The 19176-nt window shown below is 63.5% G+C and carries 15 protein-coding genes; 1 reads left to right on the top strand and 14 read right to left on the bottom strand.

Annotated elements, in window-relative coordinates; all coding sequences use genetic code 11:
• Nucleotides 1-3: 3 nt before the first annotated feature.
• From wecC to AB7F11_RS08990, 14 genes are all read right to left on the bottom strand, one after another.
• Entirely contained in the window at nt 4-1224 is a 1221-nt protein-coding gene (gene wecC / locus AB7F11_RS09055; protein ID WP_428290364.1) for a UDP-N-acetyl-D-mannosamine dehydrogenase, read from the bottom strand.
• 2 nt (nt 1225-1226) lie between these two features.
• A complete protein-coding gene (wecB, locus tag AB7F11_RS09050) occupies nt 1227-2363 on the bottom strand; it encodes a non-hydrolyzing UDP-N-acetylglucosamine 2-epimerase (protein ID WP_428290365.1) in 1137 nt (378 codons plus the stop codon).
• Nucleotides 2364-2408: 45 nt separating this feature from the next.
• Complete coding sequence (locus AB7F11_RS09045) at nt 2409-3914, bottom strand: lipopolysaccharide biosynthesis protein (protein ID WP_428290366.1); 1506 nt, start codon at nt 3912-3914, stop codon at nt 2409-2411.
• A complete protein-coding gene (locus AB7F11_RS09040) occupies nt 3911-5050 on the bottom strand; it encodes a TIGR03088 family PEP-CTERM/XrtA system glycosyltransferase (RefSeq protein ID WP_428290367.1) in 1140 nt (379 codons plus the stop codon). Before AB7F11_RS09040 ends, AB7F11_RS09045 begins: the two co-directional genes overlap by 4 nt.
• Nucleotides 5047-6954: an XrtA/PEP-CTERM system amidotransferase gene (locus tag AB7F11_RS09035; RefSeq protein ID WP_428290368.1), complete on the bottom strand. Its 1908-nt coding sequence runs from the start codon at nt 6952-6954 to the stop codon at nt 5047-5049. The genes AB7F11_RS09040 and AB7F11_RS09035 overlap by 4 nt, the downstream gene beginning before the upstream one ends.
• Before the next feature lie 2 nt (nt 6955-6956).
• Nucleotides 6957-8546 carry an exosortase A gene (gene xrtA / locus AB7F11_RS09030; RefSeq protein ID WP_428290369.1) on the bottom strand — a complete coding sequence of 530 codons (1590 nt, stop codon included), beginning with the start codon at nt 8544-8546 and terminating at the stop codon, nt 6957-6959.
• Nucleotides 8539-9762, bottom strand: a complete 1224-nt coding sequence (locus AB7F11_RS09025; protein ID WP_428290370.1) for a TIGR03087 family PEP-CTERM/XrtA system glycosyltransferase — start codon at nt 9760-9762, stop codon at nt 8539-8541. Before AB7F11_RS09025 ends, xrtA begins: the two co-directional genes overlap by 8 nt.
• Before the next feature lie 4 nt (nt 9763-9766).
• On the bottom strand, nt 9767-10822 hold the full coding sequence (locus AB7F11_RS09020; protein WP_428290371.1) for a FemAB family XrtA/PEP-CTERM system-associated protein: 1056 nt from the start codon (nt 10820-10822) through the stop codon (nt 9767-9769).
• Entirely contained in the window at nt 10815-11681 is an 867-nt protein-coding gene (locus tag AB7F11_RS09015; RefSeq protein WP_428290372.1) for an XrtA system polysaccharide deacetylase, read from the bottom strand. Before AB7F11_RS09015 ends, AB7F11_RS09020 begins: the two co-directional genes overlap by 8 nt.
• A gap of 17 nt (nt 11682-11698) precedes the next feature.
• Nucleotides 11699-12817, bottom strand: coding sequence for an XrtA/PEP-CTERM system-associated ATPase (locus AB7F11_RS09010; protein ID WP_428290373.1), 1119 nt, complete (start codon nt 12815-12817; stop codon nt 11699-11701).
• A gap of 4 nt (nt 12818-12821) precedes the next feature.
• On the bottom strand, nt 12822-14399 hold the full coding sequence (locus AB7F11_RS09005) for a TIGR03016 family PEP-CTERM system-associated outer membrane protein (RefSeq protein ID WP_428300735.1): 1578 nt from the start codon (nt 14397-14399) through the stop codon (nt 12822-12824).
• A gap of 23 nt (nt 14400-14422) precedes the next feature.
• On the bottom strand, nt 14423-15397 hold the full coding sequence (locus AB7F11_RS09000) for an XrtA-associated tyrosine autokinase (protein ID WP_428290375.1): 975 nt from the start codon (nt 15395-15397) through the stop codon (nt 14423-14425).
• Between the two features lie 9 nt (nt 15398-15406).
• Entirely contained in the window at nt 15407-16969 is a 1563-nt protein-coding gene (locus AB7F11_RS08995; RefSeq protein WP_428290376.1) for an XrtA system polysaccharide chain length determinant, read from the bottom strand.
• An 82-nt stretch (nt 16970-17051) separates the two neighbouring features.
• Nucleotides 17052-17690 (bottom strand): XrtA/PEP-CTERM system exopolysaccharide export protein, encoded by a 639-nt coding sequence (locus AB7F11_RS08990; protein WP_428290377.1) that lies wholly within the window; start codon nt 17688-17690, stop codon nt 17052-17054.
• A 252-nt stretch (nt 17691-17942) separates the two neighbouring features.
• Between AB7F11_RS08990 and AB7F11_RS08985 the strand changes: the two genes are divergently transcribed.
• Entirely contained in the window at nt 17943-19139 is a 1197-nt protein-coding gene (locus AB7F11_RS08985) for an amino acid aminotransferase (protein ID WP_428290378.1), read from the top strand.
• The last annotated feature ends 37 nt before the right edge of the window (nt 19140-19176 follow it).

Here is a 19176-nt window from a genome sequence, read left to right as displayed (position 1 = left end):
GTTTCAGCGCAGCACGCCGCGGGTGTCGATCACCACCTTGTCGCGCAGGGTGTCCAGGGCGATGTCCTTGAACTCGGCGTGGTCCACCAGCAGCAACAGAATGTCGGCTTCCTTCAGCAACTGCTTGAGCGGCGTGAGTGGAAAGTCCACCTTGTCGATGCTCACGTTCGGATCGCATACCAGCAGCTTGCCCACCTGATCGCGCTGCAGCTCGCGCACGATGTCCAGCGCGGGCGATTCGCGCATGTCGTCGATGTTGGCCTTGAAGGTGATGCCCAGGCAGCCGATCACCGGCTCCTTGAAGCGCGCCGCCTTGGCCTTGACCTTGTCGATCACCCAATGAGGCTTGGCGTCGTTGACCTGCCGTGCCGTGCGGATGAGCCGGGCCTGATCGGGCGCAGAAGACACGATGAACCAGGGATCGACCGCAATGCAATGGCCGCCCACGCCAGGGCCGGGCTGCAGGATGTTGACTCGCGGATGGCGGTTGGCCAGGGAGATCGTTTCCCAGACATTGATGTCCAGGTGATCGCAGATCACGGAAAGTTCGTTGGCAAAGGCAATGTTGACGTCGCGAAACGAGTTCTCCACCAGCTTGGAGAGTTCAGCGGTCTTGCTGTCCGTGAGCAGGATGGCGCCGTTGCAGAAGCTCTTGTAGAGTTCGGATGCCTTCGCACTCGCCGCCTTGTTCAGGCCACCGATGATGCGGTCGTTGTCTACCAGCTCGCGCAGGATGTGGCCTGGCAGCACACGCTCCGGGCAGTGAGCTGCGTGGATCTGTCCGTCCAGTTCAGGGCGGGTCTGCACGATGATGCGGTGGATCAGTTCGGTGGTGCCCACCGGTGAGGTGGATTCCAGAATCACCAGGTTGCCGGGCCGCAGGTAGGGCACGATGGCGCGCGTGGCGGCCTTCACATAGGACAGGTCGGGCGCCTTGGGGTTGCCGTCCACTTCCATGAAGGGCGTGGGCACGGCGATGATGAAGGTGTCGCCCTCTTCCGGTTCGGTGGACGCCTTGAGGTTGCCGCTGTTGACCGCCGAGCGCACCAGAATGTCCAGGTCGGGCTCGATGATGTGGATGCGGCCCGAGTTGATGGTGTCCACCGCCTTCTGGTTCACGTCCACACCCAGGACCTGATGCCCTTTGGTGGCCAACATGGAAGCTGTGGGCAGGCCGATGTAGCCCAGGCCCATCACGACAATTTTCTGACTGATGCGTTGCACGGTTAACTTTCTTTCGTGGACAGCACGGCCTGGACGATGCGTCCGGCGGCGTGGCCATCGCCATAGGGGTTGTGCGCCTGCGACATGGCGGCGTACGCTGCAGGATTGTGGAGCAGGTTGAGGGTCTCCTTGACGATGCGATCCCTCGAAGTGCCGACCAATATCACGGTTCCGGCCGCCACGGCCTCCGGGCGCTCGGTGGTTTCGCGCATCACCAACACGGGCTTGCCCAGCGAGGGGGCCTCTTCCTGCACGCCGCCGCTGTCGGTCACGATGAGGTGAGCCTGCGTCATGAGGTAGACGAAGGGCAGGTAGTCCACCGGGTCGATCAGGTGCACGTTGGTCAGCCGGCGCGCAGCCAGGATGTCGGCCACGGGTTTGCGCACATTGGGATTCAAGTGCACCGGGTACAGGATCTCCACGCCCGGCTCGGCTTCGGCGATGTCCGCGAGCGCCTGACAGATGTGTTCGAATCCCTCGCCGAAATTCTCACGCCGATGCCCTGTGACCAGGATCAAGCGCTTGGCCGGATCCAGAAAGTCGAAACGTCGCCCCAGTTCGTCTCGAAGGCTGGCCTGTTCCTTCAACCGCTGGGCCACGGCCACCAGCGCGTCAATGACGGTGTTGCCCGTGACCGAGATGGAGCCGGGGTCCACGCCCTCTCGCAACAGGTTGGAGCGCGCCGCCTCGGTGGGCGCGAAATGCAGGTCGGCCACCGCACCGGTGAGCTTGCGGTTGATTTCCTCTGGAAATGGCGCGTGTTTGTTGCCGGTGCGCAAACCGGCCTCCACATGTCCCACGGCAGTGCGCGAGTAATACGCCGCCAAGCTTGCGGCCAGCGTGGTGGTGGTGTCGCCATGCACCAGCACCAGATCGGGCTTCTCGCTGGCCAGTACGGGTTTGAGGCCGGCAAGGATATTGCAGGTGATGTCGAACAGATCCTGACCAGGCTTCATGATGTTGAGGTCGTGGTCGGGCACGATCTCGAACAGTTGCAGCACCTGATCCAGCATCTCGCGATGCTGTGCGGTGACGCAGACCAGGGTCTGGATGGCCGGCGCGGCGGCCTGGAACGCCTTGATCACCGGTGCCATCTTGATGGCTTCGGGACGCGTCCCGAACACAAACATGACTTTCATCTGATTTCAACTCCACCCTGGATACGTCCACTGGTCCACACGAGGTCACAGGGCAGACATGCTGGATTGCGCCTCGACACGATCAACCTTCACGGCACGCCTCTGCTTCAGGAAGCCCAATGCGATCGACTCCAGGCCATCGGGCTTTCCCGCAAAGTACCAGGTGCTGGCCAACCATGCGGCGTAGAAAAGCGCGCCCAGACACACTCCCGTCAACACGCCCGCGATGCCGTCAGGCCCATGCTGCCCCAGCTGGACGACAAGAGCATACATGGCACATGCCCCCGACAACGGGCGCCAAAGGGCACCCAGAACCCCCATTGGACGAATCCCGCAGCAGACCTTGGCAGTGATCACCGTGATCAGTGCATTCAGCATGCTCGCAAAAAGGCGCGCCCAGGCCAGTCCGATCAGGTGCATTTGAGGAACCAGCACGAAGGCCAGCAGCGCAAAACACCCGAACTCGATCCACACGACACGGTTCTGCACCCTGGTGTGGCCTCGCATGAACAGCAATGCCGCGAGCGGATTCATCAGGAACTGCACACAGCCGACCATGCCGAACACAGCGACAAACGGGGCGGCATCTGACCACTTCGGCCCCAGAAGAAGTCCGGTGATGGGCACCGCCAGCGCGGCCACTCCCATCCCTATGGGCAGCGTGATCGCATTCACCGCAGCGAGCGTCTTGACCACCACGTCATTGGTGCGCCGCACATCGTCCTGCATGGAGGTCAGGACGGGCAGAAACGCGCGCATCATGGCGGGCCCCAGTTCCCCGATGGGCAATGAACCCAGGTCGGCTCCCACGTTGTAGGTTCCATACTCGGCTGTGGTGCCATAGCGGGCAGCGAGGACCTCATCGCTCTTGCGCAGGAGAAACGTGCCCAGCCCCGCCAACATGAGCCATTTGGTGACGGCCCAGATCTCGGCGATCTTGCTGGTGTTCCAGCGCGGTCGGTACGGGTGCAGCCAGTAGCTCAGCACGAGGCCGCTGATGTAGCCGGTTCCGATCCCGATCACCAGTGCCCGGTAGTCGCCCAGCCAGAAGCCGGCACTCACCGTGGCGAGAACGCTCAAGGTCTTCGAGATGACGTTGAGCTTGAAGTCCAGGGAGAAATTGAACGCCTTCTCGGCGAGCGTCATGCCGATGTTGCTGAAGCCATGCAACATCACGCACAAGGCCAGGGCGAACAGCACCTCCTGAACTCGCGGTTCAGTGAACCCGTCTGCAGCCAACGGCGCGATTGTCAGCAGCAAGGCCCCCACTGCAATGCTTTGGAGGACTCGAAGCGTCCAGGCGGAGTCCACTTCGTCACGGCCCACCGTGTCCTTGCGCAACAGAGCGTTGGCCGCACCAAAATCCACAAGCGCCTGAATGAAACTGACGATCAGCATGGCAATGGCCACCACGCCGTAGTCTTCTGGCACCAGCAGGCGCGCCATGATCACGGTGTTCAGGAATCCGATGCCCTTGATGGCCCAGCGGGAGCCCACCGTCCAGAGGGCTCCCATGATCAGCGTGCTCTTGGCGTTGAAGGACGGTTTCACAGCAAACCCCCTGAAAAAAGACGTTCGTAAGGTCGCACCATGGCGTCCATGCCAAAGCGCGATCGAGCTCGCTCGCGAGCAACTCGGCCCATGGCCTGGCTGCGCTCGGGGTGCTCCAGGCAACGCCAGATGCCGTCGGCCAGAGCAGCCACGTCGTCCGACGCGACCAGGTGACCCGTCACGCCCTCCTCCACCAGGTCGGGTGTGCCGCCGACGTCGGTGGCCACGGCGGGCAGGCCGCTGGCCATGGCTTCTTGCAAAGTGCAAGACGTGCCTTCGGCCTGCGATGGCAGCACGAAACAATCGAGCATGCGCAGCACGGCGGCCACGTCGTCCCGCGAACCGGGCAGCCAGGCCAGGTCTTGCATGCCCGCCTCTGCCAGGATCGCCTCCACTGGCTGTCGCAAGGGGCCTTCGCCCACCACCACCAGGCGCGCTCGCTGGGCGGCCTGCGGGTGCTCGCGCAGCAAGCGAACGAATGCGCGTGCCAGGAGAGGCTGGTTCTTGACGGTCTGCAGCCGCCCCACCGTGCCCACGAGCCAGTGCCTGCCGGGCACGAAGGGGCACCCGGGCACAGCCACGAGCGGTCCGGGGGAAAACACATCGGTGTCCACGCCGTTGGCAATCAGGCTGCGCCGCGCGGGCAGCACGCCGACCTTCTCGCCCAGGTAGTCGTCCAGATCCCTGGACACCGCCACGTAGTGGCTCACGAAAGGTCTGTAGAGCTTGCGTAGGCGCTGATAGCGCGGATTCCGGCCCTGCGGATCGTGGGCATCCCAGCCATGCTCGGCGTGAATGCGCAGCGGCACGCGCGCCAGCCACGCCAGGGGCGCAACCTCCAGCGCCGCAAGGTTGCAGGTGTGAACCACTTCAGGTCGGAGTTCACGCAGCAACCTGTAGATGCGTGGATAGAGGGGTACCGCGTGGCCCGGGGGCTTTCGCAATTCGATGAATCTCACGTCGGGCGGCTGGATGCGCGACCGGAAGTCGCTGATCGTGGTGAGCGAGAGCACCACATGCTCGAAGCGATCGGCTGGCAGCCGGTTGATGAGCTGAACGATGACATTTTCCAGCCCGCCCACGGCGAAGCTGTAAACCACGTGAACGATGCGCCGGCGGCGCGGACCCGCGTTCATGAAGTCGGCCGTTGTTCGGCTTGCCGCAGGAAGGCATCGAACATGATCAGCATCCACAACGGCGTGGAGTGGTCGTGGTGGCCGCCAAGGTGCTGTTCCACGAGGGTTTGCAGCGTCTGCGCATTGAAGTAGCCCGAGGCCAGCATCCGAGGGCTCAGCACCGAGTCGCGCATGCGCTGTGCCAGCGGCCCGCGCAGCCAGCTCGCCAGAGGCACGGAGAACCCCATCTTCGGCCGATACAGGATGTCGTTCGGCAGCAGCGGCTCGAACGCCTTCTTGAACACGTATTTGCCCTGGCCATCGTGGATCTTGAGGTCGCTGGGCAGCGTGGCCAGCCATTCGATGAGCTGATGATCCATGAGCGGCTCGCGAACTTCCAGCGAGTGCGCCATGCTGGCGCGATCGACCTTGGTGTTGATGTCGCCCACCAGCCAGGTCTTGTAGTCCAGGTACTGGATCAAGGCCAGTGGGTCATCGGTCTGCGCCTGCCTGGCGTGATGATGAAACACCTCGATAGAGTGGTAGCCACCCAGGCTGCGCTGAAAACTGGACGAGAACAGCCGCAGGCGCTGATCGGTGCGCAGGTGGGACATGCTGTGGTGGTAGGCCTGTACGCTGTTCATGGCCATGGCCTGGAAAGTCGTCTTGGCGCGAAACATGCGCGGCGCCCAGTCGGCCTTGGGATAGACCTGACCAAGCGCGCCAAAGACGGGCCGGCGTACGCCATGGGGCAGGCGGCTGCGCACGCGCTCTTCGCCCAGGTGCATGCGGTAGCGCCTGTAGCCGCCCAGGCTTTCGTCGCCGCCATCTCCGGAAAGCGCAACGGTCACATGCTTGCGCGCCATCTCGCAGACGCGGTAGGTCGGGATCGCAGAGCTGTCGGCATAGGGCTCGTCGTAGAGTCGCGCCAGGGTGTCGATGAGATCGAAGTCCTCACTCTTGACGATCTCCAGGCGGTGATCGGTGTGGTAGCGGTCGGCCACTTGCTGGGCGTAGGCAGACTCGTTGAAGCGCGGGTCATCAAAGCCGATGGCGCAGGTCTGCACCGGCTTTTCGGACAGGCCTGCCATGGTGGCAACCACTGCACTGGAATCGACGCCGCCTGACAGAAACGCGCCCAGGGGCACGTCGGAGATCAGGCGAAGCCGAACCGATTCGCGAATGCGCTCACGCAACTCGGCTTCGGTGTCGGCTTGCGACATGCGGCTGTCGTTGGTGAAGCGCACGTCCCAATAGGGAACGGGCTGAGCCGGCTTGGCGTCACCACGGCGCAGGGTGAGCGTGTGCGCAGCAGGCAGCTTGAACGCGTTGCGGTAGATGCAGCGCGGGTCGGGTACGTAGCCGAGCGCAAAGTAGTCTTCCACCGCCAGCGGGTCGATCTCGCGCGCGAAAGCTGGATGCGCAGTGACCACCTTGAGCTCGGAGCCGAAGATGAACGTTCCATCGGGCAGCCAGGCGTAATGCATGGGCTTGACGCCCATGCGGTCACGGGCGAGGAACAGGGTCTGCTGCCGCCGGTCCCACAAGGCAAACGCAAACATGCCGCGCAGGCGGTGCACGCAGGCTGGCCCCCAGGCCTCCCAGGCCTTCACGATCACCTCGGTGTCGCTGCGCGTGCGAAACACGTGACCCAGCGCCCTGAGCTCGGGCACCAGTTCCTGAAAGTTGTAGATCTCGCCGTTGAAGACGATGCCGACGCTGCCGTCCTGGTTGAAGAGCGGCTGCTGGCCGGTGGCCAGGTCGATCACCGAGAGACGCCGATGGCCCAGCGCCAGGCCAGGCTCGAAGTGAAGGTCGTCCTCATCGGGGCCACGGTGGGCCTGGATGTTGTTGATGCGCGAAGCCAGCGCGTGATCGAAATCGCGCTGACCCTGGGTGTCGAAAAGGCCGGAGATGCCGCACATGATCAGGGCGCCTCCTGGGTTTGCGCCAGCGCGGTTTTCAGTGAACCAGCCTGGCTGTGCAGAAAATCCTGCAAGACGGCGCGCCCCGCCGCGACGGCCTGAACCTCGGTCAGGTCGGTGCGCAAAGCCGTGTACACCACCACGATGGCGCCGTCGTCGCCCTCCCCGCCCAGCAAGCCCCGCACACCTTCGAGTTTGGCGCGCACGTCGCTGGCAGTGAACCGGTCGTTGACCTCGTAGAAACGCCAAAGCAGCAGGCGTTGTCCACCGCTTCCCTTGCTGGCCACCCATTGCCGCAGAATGGTCTCACTCACGCGCAGGTCGGTGCCCGCCAGCGTGGCCTGTGCACTGCCTTCGGACGCCAGTGCCCAATGAGGATCATCTTGTTGCACGAGCAGGTTGACGGAACTGACGAGCTTGCGCTCACGGTCCTGCTGGCGGTAGTAGCTGAGGTGCAGTCCGACCTGCTGGCCCTGGGGCCCCAGGTAGCCGGCATGGGCCGAGGCGGAAGCGTGCTGGAAGGCAGGCACCCAGTCGCTCGGCGGCGAATCCACCGACTGCCAAGGCGCGTTGGCCCGAACCGGTGCCAATTGCACGGGCTCCGGATTGGTGCCCAATGCCAATGCCTGCCGGGCCAGATGGGGCGAGGCCACCACCAACAGCGCGACCGTCATGGCGATCAGGCTGCTGCGCCCGAGCGAAGGTCCTGTGGGCATTCGGCTCACCCCAGGCATCGCGTCAGCAGGTTCCAGCGTGGCCTGAGGTGCATCGGCCCAACGGGCACCGATGAACAGCATCACCAGAATGACCACGCCAAAGAACAGCCAGCCATAGATGATGTGGTCCACGCCCACCGCCAACTGGTTGTTGGAGAGGTGGCCAATCATCACGATCATGTAGGCACGCAGCCAGTTCGCCACCAGGGGCACCACGATCGAGACGCCCACAAACATCAGGCGTCGCTTCGTGTCCTTGTAGCTGAGGTAGGCGAACAAGGTACCCACGGTGACCGATGCAATCAGGTAGCGGATGCCGCTGCAGCCCTCCACCACGGACCACGAGCCCGAAGGAATCACGAAGTGCTGGCCGTCTCGGTACACGGGCACACCACTGAGCCGCAATGCGGCCACGGTGAAATCGGCGGTCCATTCCACCAGCTGGGGCAACATGAAGTCCCCCACGGGCACGGCAAAGAACAAAAATCCGAGCGGAAAGGCCATCGCCCGCGTCGCCTGCCAGCCCAACACCGCCGGCACGCACAACACAAGTTGCGCCATCAGCGCAGCCTGGCTGGCCGCATTCACCGCCACCAGGTCACCGGCAAGCCAGAGCAGAGCGGGCCCGAGCATGAGCGCCCAGGCCCATGGGGAAGGTCGGGGCAGCATTGGCGCCAGCGCATGGCGCATGCGCCAGACCAGCCAGGCCGAGATCAGCGGCACGACGAAACCGTGGGTGTAGGTGTCGCGTTCGGACCAGATGGTGGCCATGCCCCAGGCGGTGTCTCTGTACAACCAGATCGTGGCCAGCACCAGCGCCGTCAGGCTGGCCAGCGGGACACGCCAGTGGTGGGGCAGTTTGCCGAAATCAGGCATGGGCCAGCGCCTTGGGTGCAGCATCGGCGAGACAGGCGTCGATGCCGCTCAGATGGGCATGCCAGCTGTAGCCCGCCAGCACGAACTGGCGGGCCTCGCGGCCCAGCGCCTGTGCATGGGCGGCATCGTCCATCAGCGGCCGCAATGCCTGAACGAACGCTTCTGGCGAGTCGGCCTGCAGCAAGCCCTGTGCAGACGTGGCGCCGATGGCTTCGGCGCACGAAGGCACGGTCACCACCGGTTGCCCCATTGCCATGGCTTCCAGAATCTTGTTCTGAATGCCTCGCGCCACACGCAGCGGTGCCACCACGGCAGAGGCATGTTGCAGGTAGGGTCGCACGTCAGGCACCGTGCCGGTGACCACCACATGCTCCCCGGCCAGCGCCAGCACCTGCGGCGAAGGGCTTCGGCCCACGATGTAGAAACGCGCACGTGGCCACTGGGCGCGCAGACGCGGCAGCATGTCGGCCACAAACCAGCTCACACCGTCGATGTTGGGCCAGTAGTCCATGGCGCCGGTGAACACCACCGCTTGCTCGCCGGAGGCGAAAGGGTTGACGCGCACCGGGTCTGGCTCGAAGAAATCCGCGTCCACTCCATTGCTGATCGACTGCACCACGTCAGCACACTCGGGTGCCTGCGAGACGAACAGCGCGGTCTCATTGGGCGTGACGAAAAAGGAGCGGCGCGACTGGGCCGCCACGGCGCGCTCGTAGGCCAGCAGCTGAGCGCCCTCACGGCGGTAGAGGCTGGAGAGCGGCCAGCGGTGCGCGGGTGCATATTGCGTCCACTTCGCCGAGTCCACGTCAACAAAGTCCACCAGCATGGGCACCTCGGGCGCGAGCGACTGCGCGTACGGCGCCATGGCGGAGGAAAACACCACGCTGGCTTGCAGCTCGTGCGAGGCCGCCACCTTGTCCACCCAGCGCTGCATGCCCGCGCTGCGGTAGTAGGCCAGCGTGAGCGCCTCACCACGCAGCAGACCACCCAGGCTCTTCACCTTGGCCAGCCGCGGCTGAATGCGCTCCACGTGCAGGTCCGGACACAAGGCCTTGAGGGTGGGCAGGTGCTGCTCATCGTCCGGGTCGTCGATGAAGGTACCCAGGAACACGCGGTGCTGGCGCAGCAAATGGCGAAGCAGGTGGTAGGAACGCACCTTGTCGCCCTTGTTCGGCGGGTAAGGCAGGCGATGCACCAGGTAGAGCAGGTTTGCCATGCCGCTATCCCAGGTTCCGGACGATGAAAGGTCCCAGCCAGTTCGCCAGGCCCAGCGGCATGCGGCGCCAGGTGGCAATCAGCAACTTGTACTTGGCATTCGCCGGGTTGTTCTGCGGAATGCTCTCGCGCTTGTAGAGGCGGTATTCGTAGTGCAGCGGCGTTGGCTCGAATCCCCAGTTCCGCTTGAATGCATAGGGGCCGGTGCCTTCCTTGCTGCGGCCGTAGTCAAACACCTTGAGCCCACGCGCACAGGCCATGCGCATGAGTTCCCAATATTTGAAGTCGTTGGCGGCCAGGTCGCGCGCGGCCTCGTCGTCGCCTGCGTAGTACGGCAGCACCTCGTCGCGGAAATAGAAGCTCAACACACTGGAGAGCGGCCGACCTTCGGCAGAGCAAACGGTCAACACCTCGCAATCCGGGCCAAAGGTGTCCATCAAGGCCTGGAAGTAGCGCCTGGGCATGGCGGGTGTGCCATGGCGATGCACGTTGTCGGCGTAGAGGCTGAAGAAGCGGCCGACGTCGGGATCGAGATGGGAGGTCAGGCCATTCTTGATGCCCTTGCGCACCATGGCGCGCTGCTTGCGCGGAATGGCCAGCATGTTGTCTTCTTCCCTGGGCAGGATGGCCTTGCGGAAGGTGACGTAGAGGTCCTGCACCGGCCAGTCGGTGTGGCGGCGTTCCATGTGGCGCAGTTCCAGGTGGTCGGTCCCCAGCTCGATGGCCAGGCGCTGGGCTTCGGCCTCAAGGGCGGTGGCGGCCTCTTCGGTCTGGGCAGCCGCGCCACCATAAACTGCGAACGGCAGGCCGGTCAGCGCGTTGCCGAACAGGCGGCTGTTCACGTGCGCCAGCGGCAGCACTCCCTGGATCTCGCCATCGGGCGCTTCAGCGTACAGGAAGTAGGTGTCGTGCCGAAAGACCTCGCGAATGATCTTTTGCCAGCCCGCGCGGTGAAAGAACGTGGCCTGCGGATGGGCGAGCACGAAAGCCTCCCAGCGTGCCACCTGTTCGGGCTGGGCGCTGTCAAGGCGAAGAATGCGCAGCGCGGCAGCGTCAGACAACGGACACCTCTCGCGCGCGACCTGGAAGGAAGATCCGGTCCATGCGGCCCCAGCGAAAATCTTGCAGCAGACGCGCCAGGCGCTGCTCGGTGCGCCCGATGTTCACGTAATGCCGAAAGCGCGTCTTGAGGTTGATGCCGGGCACACGGGGCTGACCGGCGTCGATTTCCCAGGGGTGAAAGTAAAAGATGGCCGACTGCGCATCGCGGCGGTTGACCTGCCGGAGCATCCAGCGGGAGATCGAATATGGCAGCAGGCGGAAATACCCGCCACCACTGGAAGGCAGGTTGCGGTTGAAAAGGCGCAAGGTCGTGGGCGGCACCTCCAGCAGGCCATCGCGCGGCGCGTAGGCAAAGCGCGGTGCATCGGGCATGCCGTAGTGGTCGTGCTGCACCGGGTAGATGCTGGAGCTGTATTGGTATCCCGCGCGCAGCAGCGTGTCCAGCGCCCAGAGGTTGTCTGCCCCGATGGAAAAGCTGGGTGCGCGGTAACCCAGCACCGGCAGACCCCCGATGTCCTCCAGCAGCGCTTTGGCTCGGTGGATGTCCTCGAAGAACTCCGGCTCGCTGAGGTCTGTGACGCGCTGATGGCCATAGCCATGGCTGGCCAGTTCATGACCCTCGCGCACGATGCGACGCACCATGTCCGGATAACGCTCGGCCACCCAGCCCAGCGTGAAAAAGGTGGCGTGGGTGTTGTGGTCGGCCAGCAGGCGCAGGATGCGGTCGATGTTGCGCTCGACGCGACATTCGCGCTGGTCCCAATGCGCACGGTCGATGTATGGCGCCATCGCCGAGACCTGGAAGTAATCCTCCACGTCGATGGTGAGCGCATTGATGATGGGCGAAGTCGAGCTCATTCGATCCCCTCCAGCGGTCAGGCCCCGCTGTTGCCACGCGGTTTGCGCGTGGCCGCCACGATCTTCTTGAGCGCGCCCAGGATCTCCAGGCTCACGCGCTCCTGGCGCAGCACGCTGCGCTCCATGCGCAGCAGCCGGGTGCTGAGCTGCTCGGCCGAGACCTTGGTCAATTCCTCGCTGATGCCGTCGATCAGTGCTGGATCAAGGTCGAGGTCTTCCGGACCGATGCCGTCCACCAGCGAGGGACGGGCTGCGGCGCCCTCGCTGGCTTTGGGGAGGTGCGCCCAGCGGTCCTCGGTCTCCACCGGCTCGACGGTGGCGACCGCGCTCTCGGCGTGCATCTCGGCCACCACCTCGTTCAGTGCGTCCAGCGTGAGGTGCGGCGTTTCTGCAAGATAGCCCTGCAGCAACAGCCGATCGCAGATCGTGTTGATGCGCCGGGGAATGCCGCCGCTGTGCTGAAAGATCGCCGGAAACACGGCGGGATCGAAAGTCGGCTTGTCGGTGGCACCCGCGCACTTGAGGCGGTGCTCGATGTAGGCGCGGGTGTCTTCCTCGTCCAGCGGGCCGAGGTGGCAGCGGGCCGTAACGCGCTGACGAAGCTGCAACATACCAGGGCCTTGCAGGATGTTGCGGAACTCAGGTTGACCCACCAGGAAGGTTTGCAACAGGGCCTGCTCGCCGAACTGGAAGTTCGACAGCATGCGCAGCTCTTCCACCGCCAGGTGCTGAAGGTTCTGCGCTTCGTCCACGATGAGCAGGCAGCGCTTGCCCTGGGTGGTCTGCGTGATGAAGAAGGCCTCCAGCGCCATGAGCATGTCGGCCTTGCTCGAGCCACGCACGGCCACGCCGAACGCCGCGCACACCAGCTTGAGCGCATCGTCCGCGCCCAGTTGCGTGCTCACCAGATGCGCCGCCACCACCGAGCCGTTTTCCAGGCTGTCGAGCAGGTCGCGAACAATGGTGGTCTTGCCCGCGCCAACCTCACCGGTGATGACGATGAAGCCCTCGCCGCGCATGACGCCGTACACCAGGTACGAGCGCGCGCGCCGGTGAGGCTTGCTGCTGTAATAAAAACGGGGGTCTGGATTGAGCTGAAAAGGCTTGCTGCTCAACCCGTAATACGCTTCGTACATGGAATCAGAATCGGTGCGTGATGAAGGCCGAGATGGCGGTTTCACCGTAAGAGCCAATGGCCCGGTCGTAGTCCGTTCTCTGGAACTGAAGGCTGCCACTGGTGCGCAGGCTGATGCGAGTGGACAGGCCAAGCGTGAATGACGTCAGGCGATTGTCCAGTCCCGCAACCGTGCTCTTGTTCTTCTGCGAAGCCAATCCGATGGTGTAGGTGGTGATGGGCGTGAGCCGGTGGGCGTAGTTGACCCCCCATGATTGCTGGCGAATCGGGCCACCGATGTCGAAGTCGTCCCCCAGATTGAGCGTCGGGTCCAGGCGCCGTGAATCGCCACGGCCCAGACTGAGGGTGATCACATCACGTTGCCCCACGAGTGCAACGGAGAGCTGCTGAGAGCGATCCAGTGTGGCCGAAGAGGACAGGAAGCTCTGGAAGACTCTGGCATCGGGGGGCAGGCCAAGCCGCACCAACTCCGCCTCGACCAGTTGCGCGCGGCGAATCGGGTCGGGCTCCTGCGACGTGTAGAGACTGTCCAGCAGCCCATAGATGGAGCCCAGAGAAGCGTCTGCGGACTCCAGCGGGCTGTTCACCACATCTCGCGTATCGGTGTAGCGCCAGACCGTGCGACCGGTCCGATGCTCGAAGGAAACGTTGTGCCCGGTTCCAAAGTAGCGCCTTTGAATACCTGCCTGCAGTCGCGTTCGGTCGGAGGGGCGCCAATCGAAGTTGAGGCCGGCGGTGTTGTAGGACTCGCGCGTGAGCGTGATCACGTCGTTGGCCTCCACGCCAGCGGTAACGGTGACGAGGACTTGCGGGTTCAGCGCGTAGAGCAGACCGCCTTGAACGGTGTCGGACCGGGTTCGGCGACCCAATGAATATTCGGCGTCCTGCGTTGAAGCATCGAACGACCAGCCCAATGACTGCCCCGTGAGTTCGCTGCGCATCCGAACCGACAGACTCTGCACCGTGATGTCTGAGCGGACTGCAGCGTCGGTGTCGAGGGCTTCCGCGCTGTAGCGCAGTTCATAGTTGACTCTTCCGCCCAATGTCCCCCTAACGTAGGGTGACAGTCGAAAACTGGCTGTTGAGGCCCGGTTGATATCGGATCGGCCAGAGGATTGGGTGCCGAAAGCCGAAATCACCTCGTCAGACATGATTCCGGACGCATCCAGGAAAACGGTGTTGTCCACCGCTTCGAACGTCATGTTGGCATTGAGCGCGTTGCGGAAATTGTCGCCAGAGGTGCCTTGCGCGTGATAAAGCGACGTCAGCGAATAGTCGAAGAAGCCCTTGGCGCGCGGTTTGTTCAGGATCGCCCGAACGCCAGGGCTGACCTCCAACACCTGTTCACTTTGCGGGTTCGTGGAGGCCAGCGTGCCATTGTTGGTCAACGTCGCGCCCACCGTGACGCGGGGCTCCACCCAGATGCCTGCTCGCGGCGGAACCTCGGCAGCAGCCGGTGGCTGCGTGGCGTCCTGGGCAAACGCCTGCAAATGGCACATGGAAGACAACGCCGTGCAGCAGGCCACCACCAGCGTGCGCTGCGCCGGCAGACTCAGGGCTCGCGTTCGCATAGTTGGTGTCATCGCAACAGACTCCCTCATCGCCATCATGCAGAAACAGCCATTGTCGCGTTGGACTCCGCAGGCTGGCCAACGGACTGGCCATATCCGTAGCCATAGCCGTATCCGTATCCATAAGCGTCTTGATCCCCACCGCGCGCCTGATTGAGCAGCATCAGCTTGATCGGGCAGGACTCGATGGTCGTCATGGCATGGCGGACTTGTGACTGCAAGGTTTTCTCTGCCTGCACGACGACGACGACCTGACCCATGTGGGTGGCCAGCACGCGCGCCTCGGTGGTCAAAAGCAACGGAGGCGAATCAAAAATGATGATGCGGTCCGGATAGCGCTGCCCCATTTCTTCGATCAGATCGGTCATGGCATCGCTCGCCAACAACTCGGTAGCGCGCGGGTGGGGCGTTCCGCTGGGGAGCAGGCTGAGCTTGTCGACGTTGGTCCGCAACAACACGTCCGACATTTCCACCTTGTCGCCGAGCAACAGGTCCAGCAAACCCGGGCCCGCTGGCAAGCCAAATGCTTTCATGAGCGAGGGCCGCGCCACATCGGCATCCACCAGTAAAACGCGATAGTCCAGCTCCATGGCAATGCTCATGGCCAGATTGACAGCGGTGAAACTTTTGCCCTCACCAGGCATGGCACTGGTGATCATGATGCGGTTGCCGTTGGGCACCACGGAGGCCCCTTTGCCGGTGGCATTGGCCAGCAGAGGCCGTTTGATCACGCGGTACTGGTCAGCAATGGCGGACCGCGGTGCGTTGGGCGTCACGTAGCCCTCGGCGGTCAACGCCGCCAGGTTGATGTGAACTGCCTTGGACACCACCTCCGGTGACGGTGTGGACGAAGCCTTGGGCGAAGCGGTTGTTGCCGCGGGCGCCTGAGCGGCAGAGACCGCCGGCGTGGATGAAGCTGGCGCATTTGCCACCTCCAGGGCAGCGGTGTCCACACCCGCCTGGCGCAGTTGTTCCAGGCGAAGGGCTGCTTTTTCAATCAGACTGGTCATGATTTCCAATCACCTCACAAGGCCGGATCGGTAAGACAGCAGTGCCATGCCGACCAGAAACACCAACACCAGGAACGCCACCGACGCAGCAAACCGCATCAGGCTGCGACGCTCGCGCTGGCGAAAGGAATCGTTCTTGACCAAAGTCACGACACCGAGCAATGGCAGCTCGGTCGAGCTGCGCAAAGTGTTTGCATCAAAGAACACAGGGCGAACCTGACTCATGAGGAAAGTAAACGCCAGGCCGGAGCCCAGTGCAAGCATCAGAGCGAGCGGCATGAGCAGGACCCGATTGGGGGCCACCGGTTTGCTCTCTGCGCGCGGCGGATCAATCACCCTGAAGTCCGCCAGACTGGAGGCACTTTCAAGTTCCCCGCTCATGGTGATCGACTCACGCCTCGACACGAGATCCTCATAGTTCTTGCGATGGATCTCGTAGTCGCGGTTGAGCTGCGCCAGCTCGGCCTCCATCTGGGGTGCCACCTTCATCTGCTCACGCGCCTTCGCAGCACGCGATTCAAATTCGGAAACGCGCGCCTGCAACGACGCCACCTGCACCTCGGCCGCCGAATGGATGCGCGCCAACTCCTGCACCGCCGGATTCACGGACACCAGGGGCTGCCCCGGGTTGGCCGCCGCAGCGCGCTGCAGCTCTGCAATTTCGCGCCGCTTCTGCTCTTCCAGCTCGCGGATCAGGCGCCGCGTGTTGAGCACATCGGGATGTTGCTCCGTGAACCGCTGCAGCAGCGCATCGAGGCTCCGCTTGAGGTCGCTGATGCGCAGGTCGGTCTCGGGTGTGGCGAACGAGGTGGTGGGTTGCGACGCCGTGTTGCGTTGCGCAGCGCGCACCGCCTCCAGTTGCCTGGCCGCGGCTTCGCGAGCACTGGTGGCTTCTCGAAGCTCAAGGCGGGCCTGGCTCAATGTGTTGGAAATCTCCGCCATGCGTCCAGCCATGTCCAGGCCGCCCTGCGCCTGCATGTCCAGATTGCGGAGCCTGAATTCCTTCAAACGCGTCTCGGCTTCGCTGAGCTTGGCTTCGTAGTTCTTGATCTGCTCCTCGATGAAGCGGCGCGCACCTTCAGAGTCCGACTTGGAATTGCCCATGCTGGACTCGACGAAGATGGTGAGCAGGGAGCTCACCACGCGCAGCGCCTTGTCGGGGCTTTCACCTCGGTAAGCCAACCGATACAGGTTGTCGCGGCCCGCTGACTCGATGGATACCGACTTCGTGACCTGCGCGATGAGCTGTTCCTGCTCCTCCTTGGATTTCGCGCTCAGGTCCAGGTCGGCCATGCGAACAAGCTTCTCCACCGTCGGGCGGTTGATCAGCGTGCGGCTGAGCATCGTCACCTGCTGCTGGACGTCGGGCTGCACCGTCAGGCCCGCCATCAGGGGGCGCAAGATGGATTGCGTATCCACGTAGACACGCGCCGAGGCCTCATAACGATCGGGAATGAGCATCACGCCCACCGCAGCCGCGCCAGCGACCAGCCAGGCCACCAGCACGCCGAGGCGGCGGTACTTCCACATGCCCCTCAGGTAGGTCGTGATTTGATTGATGAGGTCGTGCATGCAGGCAACCGTGTGTGACAGCGAATGAGCGGTGCGGCCGGCCGGACCGGAGACCGACCGGTGGGCGCCAGTGGCGCAAGGATCAGAACCAGCCCTGCGGGATGATCAGGATGTCGCCAGGCAGCATTTCCACGTTGGCGGAAATGTCGCCACGCTTGATGAGGTCCTGCAGTCGCACGCTGTAGCGCTTGTTGCCTTCGGCAGCGCGCACGATGGTGGCCTTGTTGCCGTCGGCGAAGTCGGTCAGGCCGCCTGCGGCAATCATCACGTCCATCACCGTCATCTTCTGCTTGTAGGGCAGGAACTGCGGACGGGTGGCTTCGCCTACCACGCGAATCTGTTCGCTGTAGGGGCCGACAAACGTGGTCACGATCACTGTGACCACCGGGTCACGCACGAACTTGCCCAGGGCTTTCTCGACGTCGCGAGCAATTTCCGAAGATGTCTTGCCTTGTGCCACCAACTCGTCCACCAGCGGAGTGGACACCTTGCCGTCCGGACGGACCGGCACGGTGGAGGACAGTTCGGGATTGCGCCAGACGTTGATGTTGAGAACATCACCCGGCCCGACCACGTAGTTGTAAGCGGCGGTCGAGGCCACGGCGGGCGCCGGAGGATGCGAAGAACCGAAACTGGCGCAACCTGCAAGAGCCAGCGCCGAAGCCATCAAGGCCAGTCGGGGCACGACGGCGCGGATGAGTCCTGAAGTATGTCTTTGCATGGCTCATTTCCTCCAAAAGCAGTGAAATGTTAATAAAAGTTAACGGTCTTTTTTGAATATACCCCAGACGGCATCCTATTTACTATCTGCATTCAGTGACGTGTTAACCAAAGTCTGGAAGGCCATGCACAAGCTCACGCTCAGAGGCATTTCCTGCGCACTTGGTCACACACCAGCAAAGCTCAGGACACCGAAACCCAACCGGTAAAATGCCGCCTGCTTCCGACACCAACCTCCCCCAGGAAATCCAGCATGTCCCTCTTCTCCGCCGTCGAGATGGCGCCCCGCGACCCGATTCTGGGTCTGAACGAACAATTTGCCGCCGACACCAACCCCAATAAAGTCAACCTCGGTGTCGGTGTGTACTTCGACGACAACGGCAAGCTGCCTCTGCTGCAGTGCGTTCAGGCCGCCGAAAAGGCCATGATGGACAAGCCCTCCGCCCGCGGCTACCTGCCCATCGACGGCATTGCAGCCTACGACGCGGCCGTCAAGAGCCTGGTGTTTGGCGCCGAATCCGAGCCGGTGAAATCGGGCCGCGTGGCCACGGTCCAGGCCATTGGCGGCACGGGTGGCCTCAAGATCGGCGCCGATTTCCTGCACCGCCTCAATCCCGGCGCCACCGTGCTGATCAGCGACCCGAGCTGGGAAAACCACCGCGCGCTGTTCACCAACGCAGGCTTCAAGGTCGACACCTACGCTTATTACGATGCCGCCAAGCGCGGTGTGAACTTCGAAGGCATGCTTGCCAGCCTGAACGCAGCAGCGCCCGGCACGATCGCCGTGCTGCACGCCTGCTGCCACAACCCCACCGGCTACGACATCACGCCGGCGCAGTGGGACCAGGTGGTCGCGGTGGTCGAGGCCCGCGGGCTCACGCCCTTCCTGGACATGGCCTACCAGGGTTTTGGCCACGGGATTGCCGAAGACGGCGCGGTCATTGGGAAATTCGTCGCTGCGGGCCTCACCTTCTTTGTGTCCACCTCGTTCTCCAAGAGCTTCAGCCTGTACGGCGAGCGCGTGGGGGCCCTCTCGGTGCTGTGCGAAAACGCCGAGGAAGCCTCGCGCGTCCTCTCGCAACTCAAGATCGTGATCCGCACCAACTACTCCAACCCGCCCATCCACGGCGGCGCGGTGGTCGCAGCCGTGCTGAACAACCCCGATCTGCGCGCCCAGTGGGAAAAGGAACTGGGCGAGATGCGTGTGCGCATCAAGGCGATGCGCCAGAAGCTGGTGGACGGACTCAAGGCCGCTGGTGTGAAGCAGGACATGGGATTCATCACCAGCCAGATCGGCATGTTCAGCTACTCCGGTCTCACCAAGGACCAGATGGTGCGTCTGCGCAGCGAATTCGGTGTCTACGGCACCGACACCGGCCGCATGTGCGTGGCTGCGCTGAACAGCAAGAACATCGACTACGTGTGCCAGGCGATCGCGAAGGTGGTTTGACGCCGCCTGTGCCGCCTCGCGACTGGCCGGGCGCTGC

It is taken from the genome of Hydrogenophaga sp. (assembly GCF_050250835.1).
Classification (GTDB): Bacteria; Pseudomonadota; Gammaproteobacteria; order Burkholderiales; family Burkholderiaceae_C; genus Hydrogenophaga.
Note: the sequence above shows the minus strand (reverse complement) of the source record. Positions and strands in the feature narration are given on the sequence as shown.

Coding starts and splice junctions, on each gene's coding strand:
- AB7F11_RS09015 (WP_428290372.1), bottom strand. CDS start 11,681: ATGAGCTCGACTTCGCCCATCATCAATGCGCTCACCATCGACGTGGAG.
- AB7F11_RS08995 (WP_428290376.1), bottom strand. CDS start 16,969: ATGCACGACCTCATCAATCAAATCACGACCTACCTGAGGGGCATGTGG.
- AB7F11_RS09025 (WP_428290370.1), bottom strand. CDS start 9,762: ATGGCAAACCTGCTCTACCTGGTGCATCGCCTGCCTTACCCGCCGAAC.
- AB7F11_RS09010 (WP_428290373.1), bottom strand. CDS start 12,817: ATGTACGAAGCGTATTACGGGTTGAGCAGCAAGCCTTTTCAGCTCAAT.
- AB7F11_RS09035 (WP_428290368.1), bottom strand. CDS start 6,954: ATGTGCGGCATCTCCGGCCTTTTCGACACCCAGGGTCAGCGCGATTTC.
- AB7F11_RS08985 (WP_428290378.1), top strand. CDS start 17,943: ATGTCCCTCTTCTCCGCCGTCGAGATGGCGCCCCGCGACCCGATTCTG.
- xrtA (WP_428290369.1), bottom strand. CDS start 8,546: ATGCCTGATTTCGGCAAACTGCCCCACCACTGGCGTGTCCCGCTGGCC.
- AB7F11_RS09040 (WP_428290367.1), bottom strand. CDS start 5,050: ATGAACGCGGGTCCGCGCCGCCGGCGCATCGTTCACGTGGTTTACAGC.
- wecB (WP_428290365.1), bottom strand. CDS start 2,363: ATGAAAGTCATGTTTGTGTTCGGGACGCGTCCCGAAGCCATCAAGATG.
- AB7F11_RS08990 (WP_428290377.1), bottom strand. CDS start 17,690: ATGCAAAGACATACTTCAGGACTCATCCGCGCCGTCGTGCCCCGACTG.
- AB7F11_RS09000 (WP_428290375.1), bottom strand. CDS start 15,397: ATGACCAGTCTGATTGAAAAAGCAGCCCTTCGCCTGGAACAACTGCGC.
- AB7F11_RS09005 (WP_428300735.1), bottom strand. CDS start 14,399: ATGACACCAACTATGCGAACGCGAGCCCTGAGTCTGCCGGCGCAGCGC.